The 20,326-nt window shown below is 48.7% G+C and carries 18 protein-coding genes; 16 read left to right on the plus strand and 2 right to left on the minus strand.

Features of this window, described 5'->3' with window-relative positions; genetic code table 11:
* Positions 1-223: 223 nt before the first annotated feature.
* A complete protein-coding gene (locus BBD42_RS24385; protein WP_099520257.1) occupies positions 224-1,588 on the plus strand; it encodes an outer membrane protein assembly factor BamB in 1,365 nt (454 codons plus the stop codon).
* A 70-nt stretch (positions 1,589-1,658) separates the two neighbouring features.
* Here BBD42_RS24385 and BBD42_RS31620 read toward each other — a convergent pair whose 3' ends face one another.
* Positions 1,659-1,841 carry a hypothetical protein gene (locus tag BBD42_RS31620; protein WP_150131603.1) on the minus strand — a complete coding sequence of 61 codons (183 nt, stop codon included), beginning with the start codon at positions 1,839-1,841 and terminating at the stop codon, positions 1,659-1,661.
* 244 nt (positions 1,842-2,085) lie between these two features.
* On the opposite strand from BBD42_RS31620, the gene BBD42_RS24390 reads away from it, so the two are divergent.
* The 5 genes from BBD42_RS24390 to BBD42_RS24410 all read left to right on the plus strand — a co-directional run bounded on the left by BBD42_RS24390 (position 2,086) and on the right by BBD42_RS24410 (position 7,929).
* Entirely contained in the window at positions 2,086-3,705 is a 1,620-nt protein-coding gene (locus BBD42_RS24390; RefSeq protein ID WP_172455610.1) for a response regulator, read from the plus strand.
* Positions 3,706-3,740: 35 nt separating this feature from the next.
* The gene (locus BBD42_RS24395) at positions 3,741-5,585 is read left to right on the plus strand and encodes a cache domain-containing sensor histidine kinase (RefSeq protein WP_099520259.1); all 1,845 of its coding nucleotides are present in this window, start codon (positions 3,741-3,743) and stop codon (positions 5,583-5,585) included.
* Positions 5,586-5,677: 92 nt separating this feature from the next.
* The gene (locus BBD42_RS24400; protein ID WP_099520260.1) at positions 5,678-6,346 is read left to right on the plus strand and encodes a VOC family protein; all 669 of its coding nucleotides are present in this window, start codon (positions 5,678-5,680) and stop codon (positions 6,344-6,346) included.
* 99 nt (positions 6,347-6,445) lie between these two features.
* Complete coding sequence (locus BBD42_RS24405; protein WP_099520261.1) at positions 6,446-7,084, plus strand: HAD family hydrolase; 639 nt, start codon at positions 6,446-6,448, stop codon at positions 7,082-7,084.
* Positions 7,085-7,098: 14 nt separating this feature from the next.
* Positions 7,099-7,929 carry a GNAT family N-acetyltransferase gene (locus BBD42_RS24410; RefSeq protein ID WP_099520262.1) on the plus strand — a complete coding sequence of 277 codons (831 nt, stop codon included), beginning with the start codon at positions 7,099-7,101 and terminating at the stop codon, positions 7,927-7,929.
* Positions 7,930-8,018: 89 nt separating this feature from the next.
* Here BBD42_RS24410 and BBD42_RS24415 read toward each other — a convergent pair whose 3' ends face one another.
* Positions 8,019-8,198 (minus strand): hypothetical protein, encoded by a 180-nt coding sequence (locus BBD42_RS24415; RefSeq protein WP_056040595.1) that lies wholly within the window; start codon positions 8,196-8,198, stop codon positions 8,019-8,021.
* 157 nt (positions 8,199-8,355) lie between these two features.
* Here BBD42_RS24415 and fabI point away from each other — a divergent pair, with 157 nt between their 5' ends.
* The 10 genes from fabI (at position 8,356) to BBD42_RS24465 (ending at position 20,230) form a co-directional block, all read left to right on the plus strand.
* Entirely contained in the window at positions 8,356-9,132 is a 777-nt protein-coding gene (fabI, locus tag BBD42_RS24420) for an enoyl-ACP reductase FabI (protein ID WP_099520263.1), read from the plus strand.
* Between the two features lie 35 nt (positions 9,133-9,167).
* The gene (gene rpiA, locus BBD42_RS24425) at positions 9,168-9,848 is read left to right on the plus strand and encodes a ribose-5-phosphate isomerase RpiA (RefSeq protein WP_099520264.1); all 681 of its coding nucleotides are present in this window, start codon (positions 9,168-9,170) and stop codon (positions 9,846-9,848) included.
* 209 nt (positions 9,849-10,057) lie between these two features.
* Positions 10,058-11,068 (plus strand): ABC transporter substrate-binding protein, encoded by a 1,011-nt coding sequence (locus tag BBD42_RS24430; RefSeq protein WP_172455611.1) that lies wholly within the window; start codon positions 10,058-10,060, stop codon positions 11,066-11,068.
* Positions 11,069-11,170: 102 nt separating this feature from the next.
* Complete coding sequence (locus BBD42_RS24435) at positions 11,171-12,784, plus strand: AraC family transcriptional regulator (protein ID WP_099520266.1); 1,614 nt, start codon at positions 11,171-11,173, stop codon at positions 12,782-12,784.
* Between the two features lie 92 nt (positions 12,785-12,876).
* Positions 12,877-13,968, plus strand: coding sequence for an endospore germination permease (locus BBD42_RS24440; protein WP_099520267.1), 1,092 nt, complete (start codon positions 12,877-12,879; stop codon positions 13,966-13,968).
* Positions 13,965-15,440, plus strand: coding sequence for a spore germination protein (locus tag BBD42_RS24445; RefSeq protein ID WP_099520268.1), 1,476 nt, complete (start codon positions 13,965-13,967; stop codon positions 15,438-15,440). The genes BBD42_RS24440 and BBD42_RS24445 overlap by 4 nt, the downstream gene beginning before the upstream one ends.
* Before the next feature lies 1 nt (position 15,441).
* Complete coding sequence (locus BBD42_RS24450) at positions 15,442-16,590, plus strand: Ger(x)C family spore germination protein (protein ID WP_099520269.1); 1,149 nt, start codon at positions 15,442-15,444, stop codon at positions 16,588-16,590.
* 168 nt (positions 16,591-16,758) lie between these two features.
* Entirely contained in the window at positions 16,759-16,926 is a 168-nt protein-coding gene (locus BBD42_RS24455) for a cold-inducible protein YdjO-related protein (protein WP_231594233.1), read from the plus strand.
* Positions 16,927-17,009: 83 nt separating this feature from the next.
* Entirely contained in the window at positions 17,010-18,965 is a 1,956-nt protein-coding gene (locus BBD42_RS24460) for an ATP-dependent DNA helicase (protein WP_237163213.1), read from the plus strand.
* Positions 18,966-19,024: 59 nt separating this feature from the next.
* Positions 19,025-20,230 (plus strand): Bcr/CflA family multidrug efflux MFS transporter, encoded by a 1,206-nt coding sequence (locus BBD42_RS24465; RefSeq protein WP_237163214.1) that lies wholly within the window; start codon positions 19,025-19,027, stop codon positions 20,228-20,230.
* The last annotated feature ends 96 nt before the right edge of the window (positions 20,231-20,326 follow it).

The following is a 20,326-nucleotide window of genomic DNA, read 5'->3' on the forward strand; positions in this document are numbered from 1 at the left end:
GAAGCGAATTTCATAAAAAAAGTAGAATCGCCACCCTGATTGGCCTATAATATGGATATGATGCCATTTTGCTAAGGATAACGAAATGGCAGAGAGTGTTGAATAGCTGGTCATGGCGTTTAAACAATAGCCGGATTGCCCTTGGATGTTATGGGTAATCCGGTCATTTATGTTGAAAAAGTGTCAATCCTATTTAAAAATAGAAAGAATGGGGCGTTGCTAGATGCTTATCAATCTTTCGCAACAAATGAAAAGGATCGTCGCAGTTAGTGTCACTTCCTCTATTCTCGCCTGCGGCTTGCAGGGAGGAACGGTTGTTTTTGCCGAGAAGCCTGTCATTAGCAGTACCACCCCTATGTATGGAGCAGTCTCTGCTCCAGCTGTCAAACCATTATGGAGCTTGCCGCTTGCGAAATTTGAGCAGGATGGCAGAACTATAACGGCGGCTGTTGCAGAAGAGGGACGCCTGTTCGCGCTTGTGGACGGGGGGCAGCTAGCTGCTTATGACGGCACAAGTGGGCGAAAGCTGTGGAAATATGGTTCTGGGCTAAGGCCTGTGCTCGCCTATAATCAAGGCAGCTTGTATGGTCTTACAACAGATGGCGCAGTCATTGCCGTTACCAAAAATGGCAGCAAGCAGTGGACGACAGCCATTCGTGCCGATAAAGCGGATCAGATCATTGTGCTTGGAGATACGATTTATGTGACGCAAAATTTAACTCTTTTTGCATTAGATCGGGCAACGGGCAAGCTTCGCTGGACATTAACGGAGAAGGAGAACCAATACTCATCAGGATCAAATGATATTATCGTAAGCAAAGGTGTTGTGCTTCGCAGTTATTTGGTTCAAGGCGCTCTTACTTCTAATCAGATCAATGCCTACGATCAGGCAACTGGCAAAAAGCTTTGGACGTCATTTGCCCAATTTTCCCCGCTCTTAGTCAAGGACGGGCTGGTTTATTCGGTCATGGATACGTTCATGAGGGGCGATGACGATTCCATCAATAGAAGTTTGCATATCGCCGTTCTAGACTTGTTGACGGGGAAGAAGAAAGGCGAGCGAGTTTACAACTGGACGGTAGAGCCTGAAGTGCCTGGACAAATTGAATTCGGCGGTGCTAATGGCTCTGCATTTCTGGATGGCAATGATCTTTATATTTATCAGGGAAAAGCGGTTGCCAAATATCATTTCGCCTCCTATACCCCAAACGGTAAAGCCGTTCAAAAGTGGAATGCGCCAAATCCGAAAGAATATCAACCGCTCTATAGCATTTATGGCGGCAAACTGCTCTATCAGAGCTCCAATGATCGTTCCATTCTCGCCCTTAAGACGACGAGCGGGCAAGGAATCCAATTCCCGAGCGGTATTAGTCCCGTGCAGACGGACTTATTTGCCAACGGCCTGTTTGTCGCTCGCGCAGACGGAACGCTGGATGCGTATAATTTCGCTACTACAAAGCCCGTTTTCAGCGTGAAGACCGGCTCGGGCGAATTTGATCCGACGCTGAAGTCTGGCGATATGATCTTTGTCCGCTCTGGGGGCACGCTGCATGCCGTAAAGCTGCCTGCAACTCTAACAAAGAGCTAGATGGATGAGATGGGCAAATAGACGCCTCGTTTAGAGCGCGTCTGCTTTTTTCTGGAGGACTGAGGTTCCGCTATTTTGGCTTTTGAGCCGATTTGAGGCCGCACGCGGACAGGAAAGCCGCTATTGCCCTCATTTTCTCGTCAAAATGGCTTCGAATAGCGCAGTAGCGGCTCCTGAGTCCGCAGCCGATGCGGTAACCCGTGATTCGGTTGAAATAGCGGCGGCTGTGTCCGCCAAGTCTAACTTTTTTCAAGGGGCATGCCCCTGATGCCAAGAGCATGATGCTGGCTGCCATCAGGATTGGAACCGCTTACGTTTTCATACACGCCCTAGCCTATTATCGTTTTTATCCATCTTTGCTCCCGTTCCGCATCATAGGCTTTTCCTTCGCAAAATCAGACATTATTCTACAAAATCTCCGCTTGCAATCGGAAATCAGACAGAAGTACGATAAAGGTATTCTTGTGCCCAAAATGAAACGAACAGGAGCGCTGTCCATGTACAACATTTTGCTTGTGGATGATGAACCGGGCCATTTGGCGGGGCTATCCAAAATGCTGCAAAAGCTCCGTCCTCAATATGCGATTTCTATAGCGCGCAATGGAAAGGAAGCGCTGTCAAAATGCCAAGAGCAGCCATTTCAGCTGATCATTTCTGATATCCAAATGCCTCTGATGAACGGTCTCGAATTTCTGGAGCAGCTTCCCCCAGCGAATCAGCCGCAGAAATTTATTTATTTGAGCGGCTATGACTATTTCGACTATGCCCAAAAAGCGATAGGGCTCGGCACCTTTGATTATTTGTTAAAGCCTGTTGATCAGGAAAAATTCGCGCTTGTGCTGGAGAAGGCCGAGCGAAGCCTTCGAACCGAGCAGGATGCACAGCTGGCGAATAGCCGGCTTGAGGTTAAGCTGAATACAATTGCGCCATTGTATCGCAGCCGTGTAATGAAGGAATGGCTGCATAATCAAGCTTTATCCAAAGCAGAGAGCAAAGAGCTGGAAGAATGGCTTGGCTTCGGAGGCCCCGGCATTTTGCTGTTAACCGAAATTCGGCTGCGCAGCAAGGCAGCTTGGGAGCCGGAGGATATGCTTCTTCTCCGCGTTCAGCAGCAATTGGAAGCTTGCCTGCAAGCATCGGGCAGCTCAACCAGCAGCATTCCGCTGTATGAAGGGGAGAGAGGCAGCCATGGCAGGCTGATTACAGTAACGAATGCTTCAATCAGCGCGGAGCAGCTGCAAGCGCTGCAGCAGAAAATGCAGCAGGCAGTTCCCAGCTCCTATCAAATTACGCTTGGCGTCAGCAGTCACGCGGAGGATATGCTAGTTTCCGCTTCGCAGATGTATGCAGAAGCAGGGTTGGCTTTATCGGAAGGCTTCTATGTGGAGGAACAGACCGTATTCCATGCCCGGCAGACGAACGTGAGTGCAGAGCTTGCGCTTAAACTGGATGCTCGGCACGAGGCCTTGCTGCATGAGGCCGTTGTTCATGAACAGGAGCAAGGACAGTTTAGCCTTATTGCAGGCGAGCTGCTGCACAAGCTCCTTGGAGAAGCAGGCGGCGGGCTTCCGCAGCCCGAGCGGCTGACGCTTTGCGTCCAGAAGCTGCTTGTACGTTTGTCCGAAAGCTTAACGATGCCGAAGCATCAGACGCTGGAGGAGTGGAGGGGACGCATGGAACAGGCATTAGGCGAAGCTGCCAGCCTGAGCGCTCTCCAAACCGTCATTTCAGAACAGCTGGGCTTGCTGGCAACTGCTCATGCTGAAGCCAAGCGGGATCATAAGGAGCAGTTGATTTACAAGTGTATCGCTTATATTGACGAGCATTACATGGAAGATTTGTCACTGGAGTCGGTTGCGGCCGTCTTTCATTTTAATGCCAGCTACTTCTCCCAATACTTCAAAAGCAAGCTGAATATCAATTTCAGCCAATATGTCACGCAGGTTCGGCTCACGAAAGCGAGGCAGCTGCTCGAGGAAAGCAACGATAAAATTTATCAGGTAGCTGGAAGCCTCGGCTATCATGATGTGAAATATTTTAATCGCGTTTTCAAAAAGGAATTTGGACTGACGCCAGAGGAATACCGGTCGATAGCCCGTCATATGAAGCGCTCCTGACTCAAGGTCAGAAGCCGGAGGAAGCAGGGAGCATTTTGCGGAAAATTCGCGAGCGTGTACGGGATATGAAGTTCAGAACGAGGCTCATTTTGTTTTTTGTGCTGCTGATTACGGTTCCATCTGTGCTGAGCGGCATCCTTCATTACAGCGCAAGCTCGGACATTATTGTCACGAATGCGCGCGACAGCATGCTGGAAATTGTGAAAAAAAACAATGAAATCGGCGATATCGTATTCAGCAACATTGAAGAGCGCACCGTTTCACTCATCTCCGACCCGGACTTATACCGGCTTTTTAACCGCCCTAAGCCGCAAAATGATTACGAGCTGGTCCAGATGGACCGGCAGGCAACGGTTATTTTGAATAAATATTTTGGACATGATCAGGATTTGTATACCGCTCAGCTTGTAACGAGCTATTTCAGCTTTGGATCGGGCAGCGGCATGTATACGTCCTCCTCCCCGTTCGTCTCGGCGGATCCGCAGGGCTTCCGCAAGTCGGCCATTTATAAGGAAGTGCTGGCCAGCAGGGGCAGCCTCATTTGGGTACCTACCTATGATTTAACCCGCGCTTTCCAACAGGAGGCGCTATATGACATGGATGCCAAGTTTCGGATGGTGTTTTCCTGCGCCCGTCTGCTCAACAGCTCCCCGATTATTGACGGGGCCATTTACAATTGGCCAGAGCATGTCGAGCGGCCGGTGCTGCTGCTTAATTTCAATGAATCCTTTTATCAGCGCAGTGTGCAGCAGAGCTTGTCCGCGGTTCAAGGCTCCTATTTTTATATCGTCTCCAAGGATGGTAAGATCGTAACACATCCCGATCTAAGCAAGCTCGGTACAGCTGACCACAATCAATGGTACAAGACGGAGTTTCGGCAGCCATTCGGCACCTCGCTCGTTAAGGAAAACGGGGAGGATGTACTGATCAGCTACGATACTTCTCAGGTTACGGGCTGGGTGACGGTTAATGTGACGCCGTACAAGCAGCTGCTGGGCAATTTGCCAGCCATTCGCTATATGGATATATTATCAAGCGTGGCGCTGCTCATTATTTCAATCGTTATTGCATCCTTCATTGCAGGACGCCTGACCCAGCCGATCAAAAAAATGCTGGTTGCCATTCAAATGACCGGAGCAGGCGATTTCACTGCGAAAATTCCTGACCAGCCGCAGCTGGAATTCCGCATTTTAACGAAGAAATTTAATGTGATGAATGATAAAATACGCGAGCTGATTCAAGAAAACTACGAAAGCCGGCTGCGGGAGAAGGAAACGGAAATTATGGCGCTTAATCTCCAGCTGAACCCGCATTTTTTGTACAATACGCTTAATATTATTAACTGGATGGCGATTGACCGGGATGAGCCGGCCATTAGCCGAATGATCGTCAGCTTGTCATCCATGCTGCAATACACGGTGAAAAACAAGCAGGAAATGGTACGGCTGCGCGACGATTTAATGTGGCTGCAAAGCTACACGCATATTATGGAAAATCGCTTTGATGGCCTTTTTAAAGTGGCCTATGATATAGAGGGCGTGCCGGAGGACGGCCTCGTTCCGAAGCTTTTTCTCCAGCCGCTCGTGGAAAATGCGATGATTCATGGCTTTGAATCCGGTGAACCGGGCGAGCAAGGCGGTCTTGTGAACATTAGCGGCCGGATGGTGGAGGACCGATTGTTGTTCGAGGTCAGCGACAATGGCAAAGGCATGAGCCCGCAGCAGGCGGCGGACGCGCGGAGCAAGGAAGGTGCAGGAATCGGAATGAGCAACGTCATTTCGCGTCTGGCGCTGCTGTATGGCGAGCAGGCTGAGCTCCGAGTGCGCTCTAAACCCGGCGAAGGCACGACCATTACGGTCGTCATTCCTCTGCAGCGCTGAAGTTAAAGGCTAGTCAGTATGGTAAAATAGACTTTCAAAATATTTGCGAGGGTGCAGGCAGCATTGCCTTGCTGTAGGGAGGAACAGGCACAATGAAATTTGAACAAATCACCTTATGGACAAGCAGGCTGGACGCGCTGTATTCCTTTTATATGGAGCAGCTTGGTTTCCCGGTGCTGGCTCGAAATGAGCAGTCCTTCACGGCAGCAATTGGCAGCACGCAGCTCACTTTCCGGGAGACATCGGACCACACCGACCCCTTCTATCATTTTGCGATCAATATACCGGAAAACAAGCTTGCGGAAGCAAAAAGCTGGCTAAAGGGAAAAGTGGCGCTCATTGAGGAGGAGGGCAGAGACGAAGTGTTTTTTACCTCATGGAATGCAGGGGCCGTTTATTTCGCCGATCCCGCTGGAAATATTATCGAATTTATTGCCAGGCATCAGTTGAAAAATGGTACAGCGCACCCGTTTAGCTGCTCCGACTGCCTCGAAATCAGCGAGCTCGGCATCGTTGCAGCAGAGGTCATCCCTGTTGTTCGGGAGATAAATGCGCTGGGTATTCCCAATTGGCGTGAGGATAGCGAGGGATTTACCCCGGTCGGCGATGAACATGGGCTGTTTATTGTGGTGAAGCAAGCCCGGAAATGGTATTTTTCAGGCGGCAGACAGGCGCAATTTTATCCGGCAGAAGTGGCAGTCGCTTCAATAGGACGAATCGAGTTTCCGCACATTTCGCAAATGCGCTTGCTTCATAGTTAGGCTGTTAGAGATTAATTTTCTGAATAGTCTGATTTTAATTTGATAGTTACATAAACATAGTTATGTAAACAAATATAAAGTCGGAATGGGGAGAGTGCGATGAAAGCATTTATTTTCGACATGGATGGCGTCATTATTGATAGCGAGCCGCTGCATTTTGACGTAGATATGGAGACGATGGAGCATTTGGGCTTCAAGGTAACGCAGGACGACCTGGAAAAATACGTGGGCATGACGAATCCGGCCATGTGGCGTCTTATCCGCGTGGAATATGGCATGGAGCAGACGGTGGAGGAGATCATTTCTTACCAGCTGCGGCGAAAAATAGAGGAGCTTCGCGCCCGTGATTTTGCGCCAATTGCCGGTGTTTTGTCCCTTCTAGCCGAGCTTAAGCAACGGAATCTGCCAATCGCTTTAGCGTCTTCGTCTCCGCGGATATTTATTGAAGAAGTGCTGAGCAAGTTCGATATTACCGATTATTTTGCAAGTATCGTAAGCGGAGAAGAGGTGCCTAGCGGCAAGCCAGCTCCCGATGTATATTTGGAGGCAGCTCGTCAGCTTGGCGTATTGCCAGCGGATTGCGTTGTTTTGGAGGATTCCCGCAACGGGGTCATCGCAGCGAAAGAGGCGGGCATGCGCTGCATCGGCTATATTAATATTCATTCCGGCGATCAGGATCTTTCCCGTGCCGATTGGATTGTTAAAGCCATTAAGGATATTCCGTTGTCCCAATTATAAGGAGGCTTCATTTGTTGAATATATGGATGACTACCCCCGAGCTTGTGGAGCACGTTGAGAACTCCGAGCTTGTCTATATGCTGGATCGGATGAAGGCTATTCAGGAACGGGAGCATAATCCGATGGGAATAGCGCTGCAACGCTTCGGCCCAGCAGTGGCTATTGCCAGCCGAGCCATGCCATGGCCGCAATTTAATACGGTTAAAGGCTTTGGCCGTACAGGCGCAGCGCAGCTCGATGAGGTGCTAGAGTGGTATAACGAACAGGGCGGGAGCCCGCAATTTGAAATCGTGCCTTCGCGTACAGATGGGGAGACGCTGCTGGCGCTGGCCAAGCAAGGGTTTTATCAGTCGGGCTTTCATGCGAGTATGGCAGGAAGCATTGCTGAAAAAAACGGCGGGAAGTTGGAGCAGCATCTGACGGGTATTGTCGTACGCAGGCTGAGTGAGCATGAGGTTGAGCTTTACGCAGAGCTGCATGCGCTGGGCAGCGGGCTGCCGATATCGGGAAAAAATCACATTGCCGACAATAATCGCATGCTGTTCAGCCGGGAAGGCTGGCAGTTTTATGCTGCTGAGATCGATCATATCGCTGTTGGGGTCGGCGTCGTGCATATCCATGAACAGATCGCATCCCTTACATTTGCTGCTACTTTGCCAGAATATCGCATGCGAGGTGTTCAAGCGGCTTTAATTGCAGCGCGCTTGCGTGCTGCTGCCCAAGCGGGCTGCAGCCTCATTGTAGGACAAGCCGCCTATTGCTCTAGCAGCCAGCGGAATATGGAGCGCGCTGGCATGCGCCTTTGCTATACGCGCAGCACATGGAGCAGGCTGCCCTCTATGTAAATCGGTCTCTTGTCTAGCAACAAGAGAGAAGGCAGGAAGCCAAATTCTAAAAAATAAGGCAGCAAACCGTTCTTTGACGGTCTGCTGCCTTATCCTTTGCCCTTCGCTTCAAAGTTCAGGCAAGGCTTCCCGGAGGAAGCTAGCACAACTTGGCTTGGCATCGCCTGCGATTTAAAGCCGAACGCCCTGCAGCCTCTGGGCGCGCCGGGGTCCCAAGTTACATAATAATGGCGGCATTTCATGCAATTCATGCGCTCTTGCTCTGTCATTACAATAAATCATCCTTCTATGAATAAGATGCTAACATTTATTATAGCATTTCGGACTGAAACGCGCTGTGCCGTCGAAGGAAGGCGCCAGCCGTTTCACCTTATTTTGTGCTATAATGGCAAAAGGTTTATGGATTTAGTTAATGGAGGGATTATTTTGTCTGGAATGATGAACAACAAAAAAATCGTAGTAATGGGCGTCGCGAATGAGCGCAGCATTGCTTGGGGAATTGCCAAGTCGCTGCATCGGGAAGGGGCTCAGCTTATTTTTACATACAGAAAGGAACGTTCTTTCGAGAAGCTGAAGGGCTTGCTGGAGCAGACAGGCATTACGCCGATGCTGACGGTACCCTGCGACGTATTGGATGATGAAAGCATAAGCGCAGCTTTTGCCCATATTAAAGAGCAGGCAGGAAGCATTGATGGAATTGTGCATTCCCTTGCTTTTTCGGATAAAGACGAGCTTAAGGGCGAGTACCTGGAAACGTCGCGTGAAGGCTATCTGCTCGCGCAAAATTCCAGCGCTTTTTCCCTTGTAGCGATTGCCAAGCAGGCAAAGGGTGTCATGTCCGAGGGCGGAAGCATCGTTACCCAATCCTATATTGGCGCAGAGCGCGTCGTGAAAAATTATAATGTCATGGGTGTTGCCAAGGCAGCGCTTGAAGCAAGCGTAAGGTATTTGGCGGAGGATCTTGGAAAATATAATATCCGTGTTAATGCGGTTTCTGCTGGCCCGATTAAAACCCTATCGGCAAAAGGCGTGTCTGGCTTCAATGACATTATGCAGACAATCGAAGAACGTGCGCCGCTGCGGCGCAATATTGATCAAGAGGAAGTCGGCGATGCGACGCTATTCCTTCTTAGCCATCTGTCACGCGGAATTACTGGCGAAGTGCTGCATGTCGATGCAGGCTATCACATATTGGGCATGTAACTTTAAAACGGTACGCTAAGAGCGGAGGGAAACGATTGAACGTCAAGCAATTGGCAGCAGAGAAAGCCGTCCAGCTTGTGCAGGATGGCATGCTTATTGGGCTTGGAACAGGAACGACAGCGTATTGGGCGATATTGAAGCTGGCCCAAAGAATGAAGCTCGAAGGACTGGACATTAAAGCGGTGGCCAGCTCCAAGCAGTCGGAGGATTTAGCGGCTGAATACGGCATTCCGTTAGTTCCGTTCGCTGAAATTACGGCGATTGATTTAACGATTGATGGAGCGGATGAAGTAGACGGAGAGCTTCATTTGATTAAAGGCGGCGGCGGTGCGCTATTGCGGGAAAAAATTCTTGCCGCTCACAGCAAAACCTTTGTCGTGATCGTGGACGAGTCCAAAAAAGTAAGCCAGCTTGGACATTTTCCGCTTCCGGTGGAAGTCGTGCCCTTCGCCTCTAATTTGACGCTGCAAAAGCTGAGAGAGCTTGGCTGCACCGCCGAGCTGCGGGCATCGGCAGACGGAACCTTTGTAACGGATAATGGCAACTATATTGCTGATTGCCGTTTCGGTACGATTGCTTCGCCTTCCGAGCTGCATGAACAGCTGAATGCGATTCCTGGCGTAGTGGAAAATGGCTTGTTTATATCGATGGCAACCCAAGTGATTGTCGGCTTCGATACGGGGGAGACCGAGACTCTGGCTCCGGTCAAACGTTAATAAATTTATTAGGGAATGCTGCCTTGAAGGCAGCATTCCTTTTTTTATTTCAACAGGAAATTTCTGTTTCCATTTAAATGTACATTTTGGGCATGATGCAGAAAAAGACGATTTTAACTCAAAAATCCATTGAATAAATCAGTTCGGCTATTTATGATAAGCAAGGCAAACAAATGAGAATAAATATCAGTAGAGGGAGCGAACAAGTTATGGCATTTGGTAGAAAAGGCTTGTCCTTATTTTGCGCTATAATGGTGCTTGTAATGGTGCTTGGAGCATGCGGCGGCGGCGAGACGAAGGGAGAGGCTGGTGCAGTACAGACAGAGCAAGCATCGGCATCGCCTGAAAATCAATCCACAGAGCCGCGTACCGTTGAGCATGTGCTCGGCAAAATTGAAGTACCCGCGCAGCCACAGCGCGTTATTGGATTATTCGTCGAAGACGAAATGAGTACGCTTGGCGTCAAACCGATCATGCAATACTCAAGCGGAGCCTATTATCAGACCTATCTCGAAGATTATTTGAAGGATGTTCCGAAGCTGGACACGAGTGCTTTTAATTTTGAGGCCATCATGGCTGCACAGCCGGATCTCATTATTCTCGGGTTCCAGGGCTGGGCAGAGGAAGGCATCTATGAAAAATTATCAAAAATTGCGCCTACCTATGTATTTACTGGCAGTGAAATTCAATATCCGGAAAACTGGCAAAAAAACCTGCTTATTGTAGCAGATCTGCTCGGAAAGACAGAACAAGCAGAAGCCGTTATTAAAAAGCGCGAAGCGGAAACGAAGCTGGCTAAAGAGCAGCTGCAGGTTGCTGCTAAAGGGACAACGGCAGCTATGGTTCGCATTCATGCCAGTAAAGAGCTTAGATTATACGGAGGTCCTGGAGGTCAGGTGGGAACAGCGTTGTATGGAGATTTTGGGCTGGAGCCTGCACCGATTGTTCGCAAGCTGGCTTGGGGAGAAGATAACGATATCCAAACGATTTCTATGGAAATTATTCCGCAGATTGATGCCGATTATATTTTCCTCGCCGTTGATGAAGGAAGAGAGGAACAGGCTGAGGAGCTTAAAGAAAGCAGCCTGTGGAAGAGCATTCCAGCCGTCCAACAAGGCCATGTCTATGAAGTACGCGGCGATGTATGGATCACCAACGGCCCACTTGCCTATGAGAAAAAGCTGGAAGACGTCATGAAGGCGATTATTCCCAGTAAATAATAAAGAAGAAGCTAGTCAGCCTAATGGTTGACTAGCTTCTTCTTTGTCTATTAGAATGATGATAATAATTCTCAATAAAAGCAGGAGGCATCCGTGACTTCAATGAATAGAAGCACTCCGAATAAAGGCTCTGAGGCCATCCCCTTTCATTCATACTTTTTTAGGCTGGTTGATATGGTATCCATAGCTAACAGCAGGGACAGCCAGATGCTCGCAAGCGTAAGTCTGAGCTACAGGCTGATTGTTGTAACTAGCGGCTCAGGCAGCTTATATATAGACGACAGCTGTTATGCAGCTGCCCTTGGCAGTTGTTATGGAATTGTTCCTGGGGCGAAGCTAGACATCGCTGATGATGAAGAAGAGAGGCAGGACTTGCACTATATGTGCATGACCTTTGACATCGTTTGCGCTCAGCCTCATAGCAGCTTGCCGCATCATTTCCCGAATGGCGAAATGATCATTGAGCCTTTCGTTCGTACGCTTGCGATAATGCGCAAGCTGCTCGCTACGAAAAATCATAAAACAGAGGAAGAACAGCTCAGCTATTATTTTCGTTTCCAGAAGCTGATGCATGCCATTCTAAAGCAAAATACGACCATAAATGAAACGACCACCTCCATGCAGGCCGTGGAACGGACCGTTTCTTTTTTGAAAAACCATTTTTATGAGGAGATAAGCACGCAGCAATTAGCCGAGCAGTGCGGGCTAGGCACAAAGCAATACATCCTTCTATTCAAAAAAATAACAGGCTCTAATCCTCATGAATATATAACGGAGCTGCGAATGCGCAAGGCCAAGGAGCTGCTGCTTGTTTCCAGGCAGCCGCTTTCTGACATTGCAGAGCAGGTTGGATTCCGCGACGCCTATTATTTTAACCGGCGTTTTAAGCAGATAACAGGCGTCCCTCCGCGGGTATATGTGAACACGCGCCAATATAAAATTATGTCCATGAGTTATGCTTGTTCGCTGCTGGCGCTCGGCATAAAGCCGGTTGGCGCACCTGCCTATCATTTGGGCTATTATGCTCAACGTTTAGGAGAGGCCATTGCTAGCATTGGGGATAAGTCCACCTTCTATTATGACAAAATGATTGAGCTAAAACCTGATCTTATCATCAGTTGTGACACACTAGGCAATGAAATGCAGCTAAAGCTGGAGCGCATAGCTCCGGTTGTAACGATTCCTTGGATGGGGCTGCACGCGACTGAGCATTTACAGGCAATCGGCGATTTGCTTGGGATGGGCAAGCAGGCGCAAAGCTGGGTTGACGGCTACGAGATGAAGCGGGAGGGGGCGCAAAAGCGGATCAAGCCCTATTTAAATACGAATGAGACCGTGGGACTTATCGTTATTGAAGGGAAAGAGCTATTTGTGCTTGGGGACCGTAATGCAGGCGAGGTCATGTATCGTTCCTTCGGTTTACAGCCGCCTCCGCTTGTTCAAAATTTGCTTGTGGAACGTCCAAACCAATACGGCAGGAAGGTAGCGGCCGAGCAGCTCTGGCAATATGAAGCCGATCGGTTGTTTATCATTGTATATGGGGCGGAGGCTGCCCTAACGTATAAGCAACTGCAGCACAATCCCCACTGGAGGCAATTGTCAGCTGTCCGTCAAGGCAAGGTGCAGACCATTGATCCCGAAAAATGGATTTTTTACGATGTGCTTTCGCTCTCAGGGCAATTGGATGAGGGGATTAATGTGCTTGCTCACCTATGATATGTAAAATAATATCGCGTATAAAATTGGATCAATAAGGAAACCTATAAGCGCTATTATCATTTAAATAAACGCTTTGGGTGGGATTCGAGATGGTTAAGGCGCTGCATCAAGTAAGCTTTCTGCAAATATGCATGATTCTCATGATGACCGTTGGCTTAACGAATCATGTCGTTGTGAATCCTTTAATTTTGGATGCTTCCGGCAGGGACGCCTGGATTTCCGTCTTATTGACAGGTGTATTATTTTTGCCATGGTGCATCTTGCTGGTGCTATTTATGAAGAGATCGGGCCAACAGAAGCTGCACCCTTGGCTGGCGTCCAAAACAAATCCGGTTTTTGCATGGCTAATGATTATTCCGCTCGGTCTGCAATTGCTTTTCATCGGGGGATTCACCTTGATTGATACGGTCAGATGGACGACTACTAATTATATGCCCAGCACGCCAAGATCGGCTTTAATTATCACCCTATGTCTAGTATGCTGTTATTTTGCAATATCCGGCATTCGCATGATTGCGATTGCTGCCGGGATTATGCTTCCCGTAGTTATTTTGCTAGGCTACTTTGTAGCCATTGCTAATACGCCAGAGAAAGATTACCGTCTTTTGCAGCCTGTCCTTGAAAATGGCTGGCAGCCCGCGATTCATGGCATGATCTATGTCGGTGGCGGATTTGTAGAAATGATTATGCTTTTAGCTATCCAGCACCGGATCAAGTCCCGCGTAAAGGCATGGCAGCTTCTCATTTTGGCCGTTCTCTTAATTTATATTACGCTTGGGCCTATTATCGGGGGCATTACGGAGTTTGGGCATGTAGAATCGGCAAAGCAGATGGAATCCCCTTTTGAGCAATGGAGGCTTGTGAAATTCGGCAACATTGAGCATGTGGATTTTTTATCGGAGTTTCAATGGCTGTCTGGAGCTGTTATTCGTACAAGCTTTGCTATGTTTTTATTGGGAGAGCTCATTCCCTTTCGGAAAAAGGAAGGGACGCGGCGACTCATTCTGTTGCTGACACTTGGCTATATTCTCTTGGGGTTCATTCCGATTAATGGTTATTCCTCTTATCTATGGCTCTATCACTATTACTTCCCCGTCACGCTGGCGACGGTTTTGGTTCTTTCAGCCGTATTCCTCGCAATCGCTTTGCTGAAGCGGCAAAGGGAGGGGAACCTGGCATGAACAAAACCAAGCCTCAGCCTGCTGAGCCATGGAACCTGCAGTCGATATCCGCTTTATTTCCCCATTCTGCGGATGTATTGATCCAGCGATTTCAATTTGATGAGGATGTCCGATCAGAGATCATTCTTGTTTATAGCGAAGGGTTATGTGATACTTCCCAAATTGGAAAATATATTCTTCCGGATCTAGAGCAGCTATATCGTAAAAATGGATTTGCACATTTGCAAACGGGGAAGCTATATGGGACGCTGCCGCTCATTCCAGCAGCTGCGGATGCGCTGCCAGAGCAGCTTTGCGAGTGGATTTTCCAAGGTGATTTGCTGCTCCTGTTTAATGAATCAAATGCAATATTTCGAATGACGCTTGGCCATCATCCTCATCGTACACCAGAGGAATCAACAACAGAAGTGTCGATTAAAGGGGCTAGAGACGGCTTTGTGGAGGATGTGGGCATAAATGTAGCGCTCATTCGCAAACGAATTCGCAGCCAATCTTTGTGCTATGAGACGGTAACGCTCGGCAGACGAACGAGAACGAAGGTTGGTCTATTGTACATCGACGACATCATTTCGCCAAATGTGCTGAGCGAGGTTAGAAATAGATTAAACAGCATTGATGTGGATGGGCTGTACAGCATTAATCAATTGGAAGAAATGCTTGTGGAAGAGAAGTATAGCTTATTTCCTTTGCTCGACTTTACGGGACGGCCGGATTATGCAGTAAGCAGCTTGCTCGCAGGCAGATTTATCGTGATTGTGGATGGCAATCCAATGGTTTTAATCGGCCCAAGCACCTTTTTTCTTATGCTGAAATCGCCTGAAGACTTATATTTTAACTTTCAATATGTTTCGTTTGCGCGCTTGCTGCGCATTTTTAGTTTTTTCATTTCTATTTTGCTGCCGGGGCTGTGGATTGCGCTTTCCGCCTTTCATCAAGATCAAATTCCGTTTAGGCTAATGTCGACAATTGCTGCTGCCCGAATTGGACTGCCCTTCTCAGGAGCATTGGAATTTTTAATTTTGCTTCTGCTGCTGGAAATATTCAGAGAGGCTGGCGTTCGCCTGCCAAGCTCCATCGGCCAAAGCTTAACCGTCATTGGCGGATTAATTATTGGCGATTCTGCTATTCGCGCAGGTTTTGTGTCACCGAGCGTCGTCGTTGTGGGCGCAATTACGGCAGTTGCTGGAGCGACACTTGTCAATCAATCGTTAAGTACGACGGTGAGTGTTATCCGTTTTCTGCTATTTGTAGCGGGCTCATTACTGGGAATGTACGGTTTCATATTAGGGATTGTCGTGCTTATCGGTTATATGGGGCGGCTCAGCTCCTTCGGAGTTCCGTTCCTGTCACCGTTTTCTCCTCCCATTATGAAGGATATTTTTGCGGCTGCGCTTCGGCTGCCCTGGGTCAAGCAGAAACAAAGGCCGGAAACATTGCATACGGTTGATTCGGACAAGCAAGGGGAAGATTAGCATGAATGTGTGGATAAAATGGAGCCTGATCGCTAGTTTACTGCTGCTGAGCCCAGGCTGCTTTGATTCAAAGCCGATTCAAAACATGGCTTATGTCACAGCTATCGGCCTGGATTATAAGGATGGGGTTTTTATATCTTACGCGCAGGTGCTTAACTTCTTAAATGTAGCTAAATCCGATAAAAATGAAATAGGGAAAAACATACCGGTATGGATCGGCCGTGGCACAGGAAAGACGGTGACGGAGTCATTGTCTTCGCTGTCCGAAACTTCGCAGATTAGATTGTTCTGGGGACATGTCAAATCGGTTGTGGTTGATGAGGAGCTTCTAAAATCACAAGCGATTGTTCGGCAAAGCTACGAAGCAATCAATCGTTACCGCGAAGTTCGTTACAATATATTGCTCTATTCAACGAAGACGCCGATCGTAGATATTTTTAAGCAAAAATCGATTTTGAATTTGCCTGTCTTGGATACTATTCTGGATACTCCCGAAGATACCCATGCCCAGCGCTCCAACATTGATCCCCAATATGGCTTCAAATTTATTGCCGAATTTAATGAGCCGGGCAATACCGCGATCATTCCTACGATTGGCATAACGAAGGAGGTATGGAAGGAGGATGCCCGGAAAATGCCGATGTTTAAAATTACGGGCGCCTTTTTCATTCGGCAAAACGAGAAATTAAGCTGGTTTTCTGAAACAGAATTGCTCGGAAGAAGATGGGTGCAAAAAGAAAATAAGCGCTCCGTGCTGCTAATTGGCAATCCAGAAGCTCCGACCGCCACGCTCGTCATTATTAAACCGAATTACCGGATACGGTATGTCAAGAACAGCAAGCCATTGCAGTTTAAGATTGAAATTAAGGCGAGAGCCTATGTGGAGGAAATGATTAAAGATGCTTCGGTGAAAGAAATGGAGGTTCTTGCAGCGAAGGCGATTCGCGATGAAATGATGGCCACCTATGAGAAGGGCCTTGCCACTCAAACCGATCTATTAAATTTATTTGCCGAGCTTTACCGCAGTGAACCTAAGCTGTGGCATCAGCTGCATAATAGCAAACAGCTTCTACTAAACCAAAAAACATTGGGCCAAATCGATGTGAAAGTAACGATTACCAATACTGGAAAATACAAAGGGAGGCTGTAACGTTTTCTTGCCAAATAGAGGGGGCTGGCGGGTTTCGGAGCCTTGACGTATGCGGCCAAGAAGTGATATATTATGTCAGATTGCCTGAACGTGTAAATGAAAGGGATGTAAAATATATTGGCTACGAGCGAAGACATTACGAAACCGAAATTATTACCTACCAAAATTTTGAAATGTAAAAACCCCGAATGCAAAGCGTGGGTAAGAGATGAATTCGCCTCGGCAGAGCAAACCTGCCCGATATGCAAAGGACCGATGCTACGAAGCATGAAGCATTTGCCAGCCGTGCAGAACAAGCCAAAGCCGCAGCCTAGAAAACCGAAATCTGACTTTTAATTTCAATTTGAAAAAAAACCGCCCGAACGGCTGCGTGATTTTAGCGCAGCCGTTCGGGCGTCTATTTGGAGGCGCTGCTAAGCATGACACAACACCATTATCCGTTTGATTTTGACCCGTCGCAGCCTTATATGCAGCAGGCGAGCGACTGGATCGCGGATGTTTTTTATGAAAAGCTTCCCGAAGCGGGGCTTGAGCTGCGAGATGAGCAAATTTATATGGCGTTTCAGCTGGAACGGGCTTATGCGGACAAGCAGACGATTTTCGCTGAAGCGGGCGTCGGCACAGGCAAAACTTTCGTTTATTTGCTTTATGCCATTAGCTACGCGCGTTATACCCGCAAGCCGGCTATTATTGCCTGTGCTGATGAATCGCTCATCGAGCAGCTGGTAAAGCCGGAAGGCGATATTGCCAAGCTGTCCCGTCATTTAGGACTGACGATCGACAGCAGATTGGGAAGATCGCCTGACCAGTATGTCTGCTTGAACAAGCTGGATGATGCGCGGGGCGACGCACAATTAGAGGGCGCAGAGCATTTCGACGACATTTACCGCAGCTTGCCGGATTTTGTTCATAAGCCAGAAACGATGCAAAGCTTTTACCCTTATGGCAACCGCCGGGATTATCCGGAGCTCAGCGATGAAGTTTGGGACCATGTTGGTTGGGACGTCTTTCAGGACTGCATGGTATGCAGCCGCAGACATCGCTGCGGACAAACGCTGTCACGCGATCATTACCGCAAATCGACGGATTTAATTATTTGCTCGCATGACTTTTATATGGAGCATGTATGGACCTATGAAGCACGAAAACGCGAGGGACAACTTCCCTTGCTGCCGGAGCACAGCTCAGTAGTATTCGACGAAGGGCATTTGCTAGAGACAGCGGCGCAGCAGGCGCTAACGTATAAGCTCAACCATGCGGTATTTGAGAGCATTATTACGCGATTGCTGGAGGGGGAAATCCGCGAATCGCTGGCGCTGGCCATTGAGGATGCGATTGTGCAAAGCGAGCAGCTCTTTGACCGGATCCAGCAAAGCAGCCGTGCTGTCGCAGCATCAGATCGCCGCGAGCTGCTGTGGGACAACACGCTTATACAGGAAGTAAACCGGCTGCATCAGTTGCTTGATCTCATTGAGGAGGAGCTTGTGTTCGAAAGCGGCTTGTTCACGCTTGATGAATATCAGCTCAAAATCGTCGAGGAGCATTTGGAGATGATTCAATATGCCCTTTCGCTGTTCCGCAAACCCGAAAAGCCGATTAGCTGGGTGATGGAGGACAAATCAGGCATTTCTCTTGTCATTATGCCTAAGATGGTGAAAGAAGTGCTGGAGGAGCATGTGTTCTCTCGCAAAATGCCAATCGTCTTCTCATCGGCTACGCTGTCGGTTGACGGCTCCTTCGAATATACGATGGACAGCCTGGGCATTAAGCAGGCCGAGTCGTTCTCGGTTGCTTCGCCATATGATTATGAGAATAAAATGCGGGTGCTTGCATCCGATTCGGAAGCATTGGATGAATTCGCGAACCAAATGCAGGCAACGGTGAAGCTGCTTGGGGAAGCGGAGGGCGGCACGCTCATTTTGTTCCCTTCTCGTGAGGAGCTCGCGCGCTTCAAGCAGGCGATGAATGACGAGCCGCTTGCGCAGCAAAGACGTTTCCTTTATGAAGGAACGTCGGAGATTAGCCATTTGATTGGGGCATTCCAAGCCGATGAGTCCAGCGTGCTGTGCGCGGTGACGCTGTGGGAAGGACTGGACATACCGGGGCCTTCTTTATCGCAGGTCATTGTATGGTCGCTGCCATTCCCGCCGAACGATCCGGTGTTTGCTGCAAGACGTGCCGATGCCCAGCTGCCTTTCGAGGAAGTGGATATGCCTTATATGCTGCTGAGGTTAAGACAGGGCATGGGGCGTTTGATCCGCACGAGCAGCGATGAAGGAACGGTAGTCATTTTTGGCGAGGAAATGCGCCAACCTGCTGTTAAAGAGCGTATTAGCGCCATTATGCCAAAAGGGGTTAAGCTGTTGGCTCTATAATGGTATAAATTCATAACAAGTTTATTTTCATACGACACCAGAGAGGAATTAAGCTTCAAATGAAAATGAATCAGAATCGTAACCGGCTCAGGCTGGCCTTGCTGCTCGGTTCTTTCTCGGCTCTGGGCCCGCTGACGATTGATATGTATTTGCCGTCGTTTCCGCAAATAGCCGAGGATTTCGGCACGAAGGCTTCACTTGTGCAATTGAGCTTGACCGCCTGTTTAATTGGCCTTGGACTCGGGCAGCTCGTCATGGGACCGATGAGTGACGTTCATGGGCGGCGCAAGCCGCTGCTGTTATCCTTGGTCGTTTATTTAATTGCTTCGCTGGCCTGTGCGCTGGCACCGAATATTACTTTGTTTATCGTCGCCCGTTTTATACAAGGCTTTGCTGCCTCAGCAGGCATCGTTATTTCAAGGGCCATTGTCCGGGATTTATACAGCGGACATGAGCTGACCAAATATTTTGCACTTATAATGCTGGTTAACAATGTTATGCCTTTACTGGCACCTGTTGCGGGAAGCGGAATTATATCCTTCACCACTTGGATCGGCGTGTTTATCGTACTCGGGGCGATCGGCCTTGCCTTGGCACTTATTGCAACGTGGCAGCTCGAGGAAACACTGCCGCGCGAAAAGCGAATTTCAAGTAATTTCGGCGAGCTGCTGCGCAATTTCGGGCAGCTGCTTAAAGATCGCGAGTTCACCGGTTATGCGTTGACGCAAGGTCTGATGATCGGCGGTATTTTTGCTTATGTCTCAGGCACACCGTTTATTTACCAGCATATTTATGGCACCTCGCCGCAAGTATTTGCCTTTTTGTTCGGCACCAACGGCCTCAGCCTTATTTTGGGCTCGCAAATCGTTGGGCGCCTCAGCCACAAATGGTCGGAGCAGCAATTTTTGCTGCTCGGGCTGCTGCTCTCCGCGGCATCCAGCGTTTCATTGCTGATTGCGGTGCTTATGGAGGGGCCGCTGTGGTCGCTCGTCGTTCCTTTATTTTTCTTTGTATGCTCAATCGGTATTACCGCTACTGCTTCGTTTTCGCTGGCCATGGAAAACCAAGCCCATATCGCCGGCAGTGCCTCGGCTTTGCTTGGCTTGCTGCCTTTTGTGCTAGGTGCTGTAGCGGCTCCGCTCGTCGGCATTGCCGGAGAGGAAACAGCCGTACCGATGGGCGTCATTATTTTTACCGCCAGCATGCTCGGGATGGTTGCTTATTTCGGCCTCGTTCGCTCTAAGCAGCGTACTTCAGGAAAATAAGCTAGAGTTGCAAACGTACGAGTGAAGCTAGATTAGCAAGCGACAATAAAATAAAGCAAGCCTTATTCATTAGGTACCTATAGTCAGACACTTTGA

The sequence above is a fragment of the Paenibacillus sp. BIHB 4019 genome, from assembly GCF_002741035.1.
Classification (GTDB): domain Bacteria; phylum Bacillota; class Bacilli; order Paenibacillales; family Paenibacillaceae; genus Pristimantibacillus.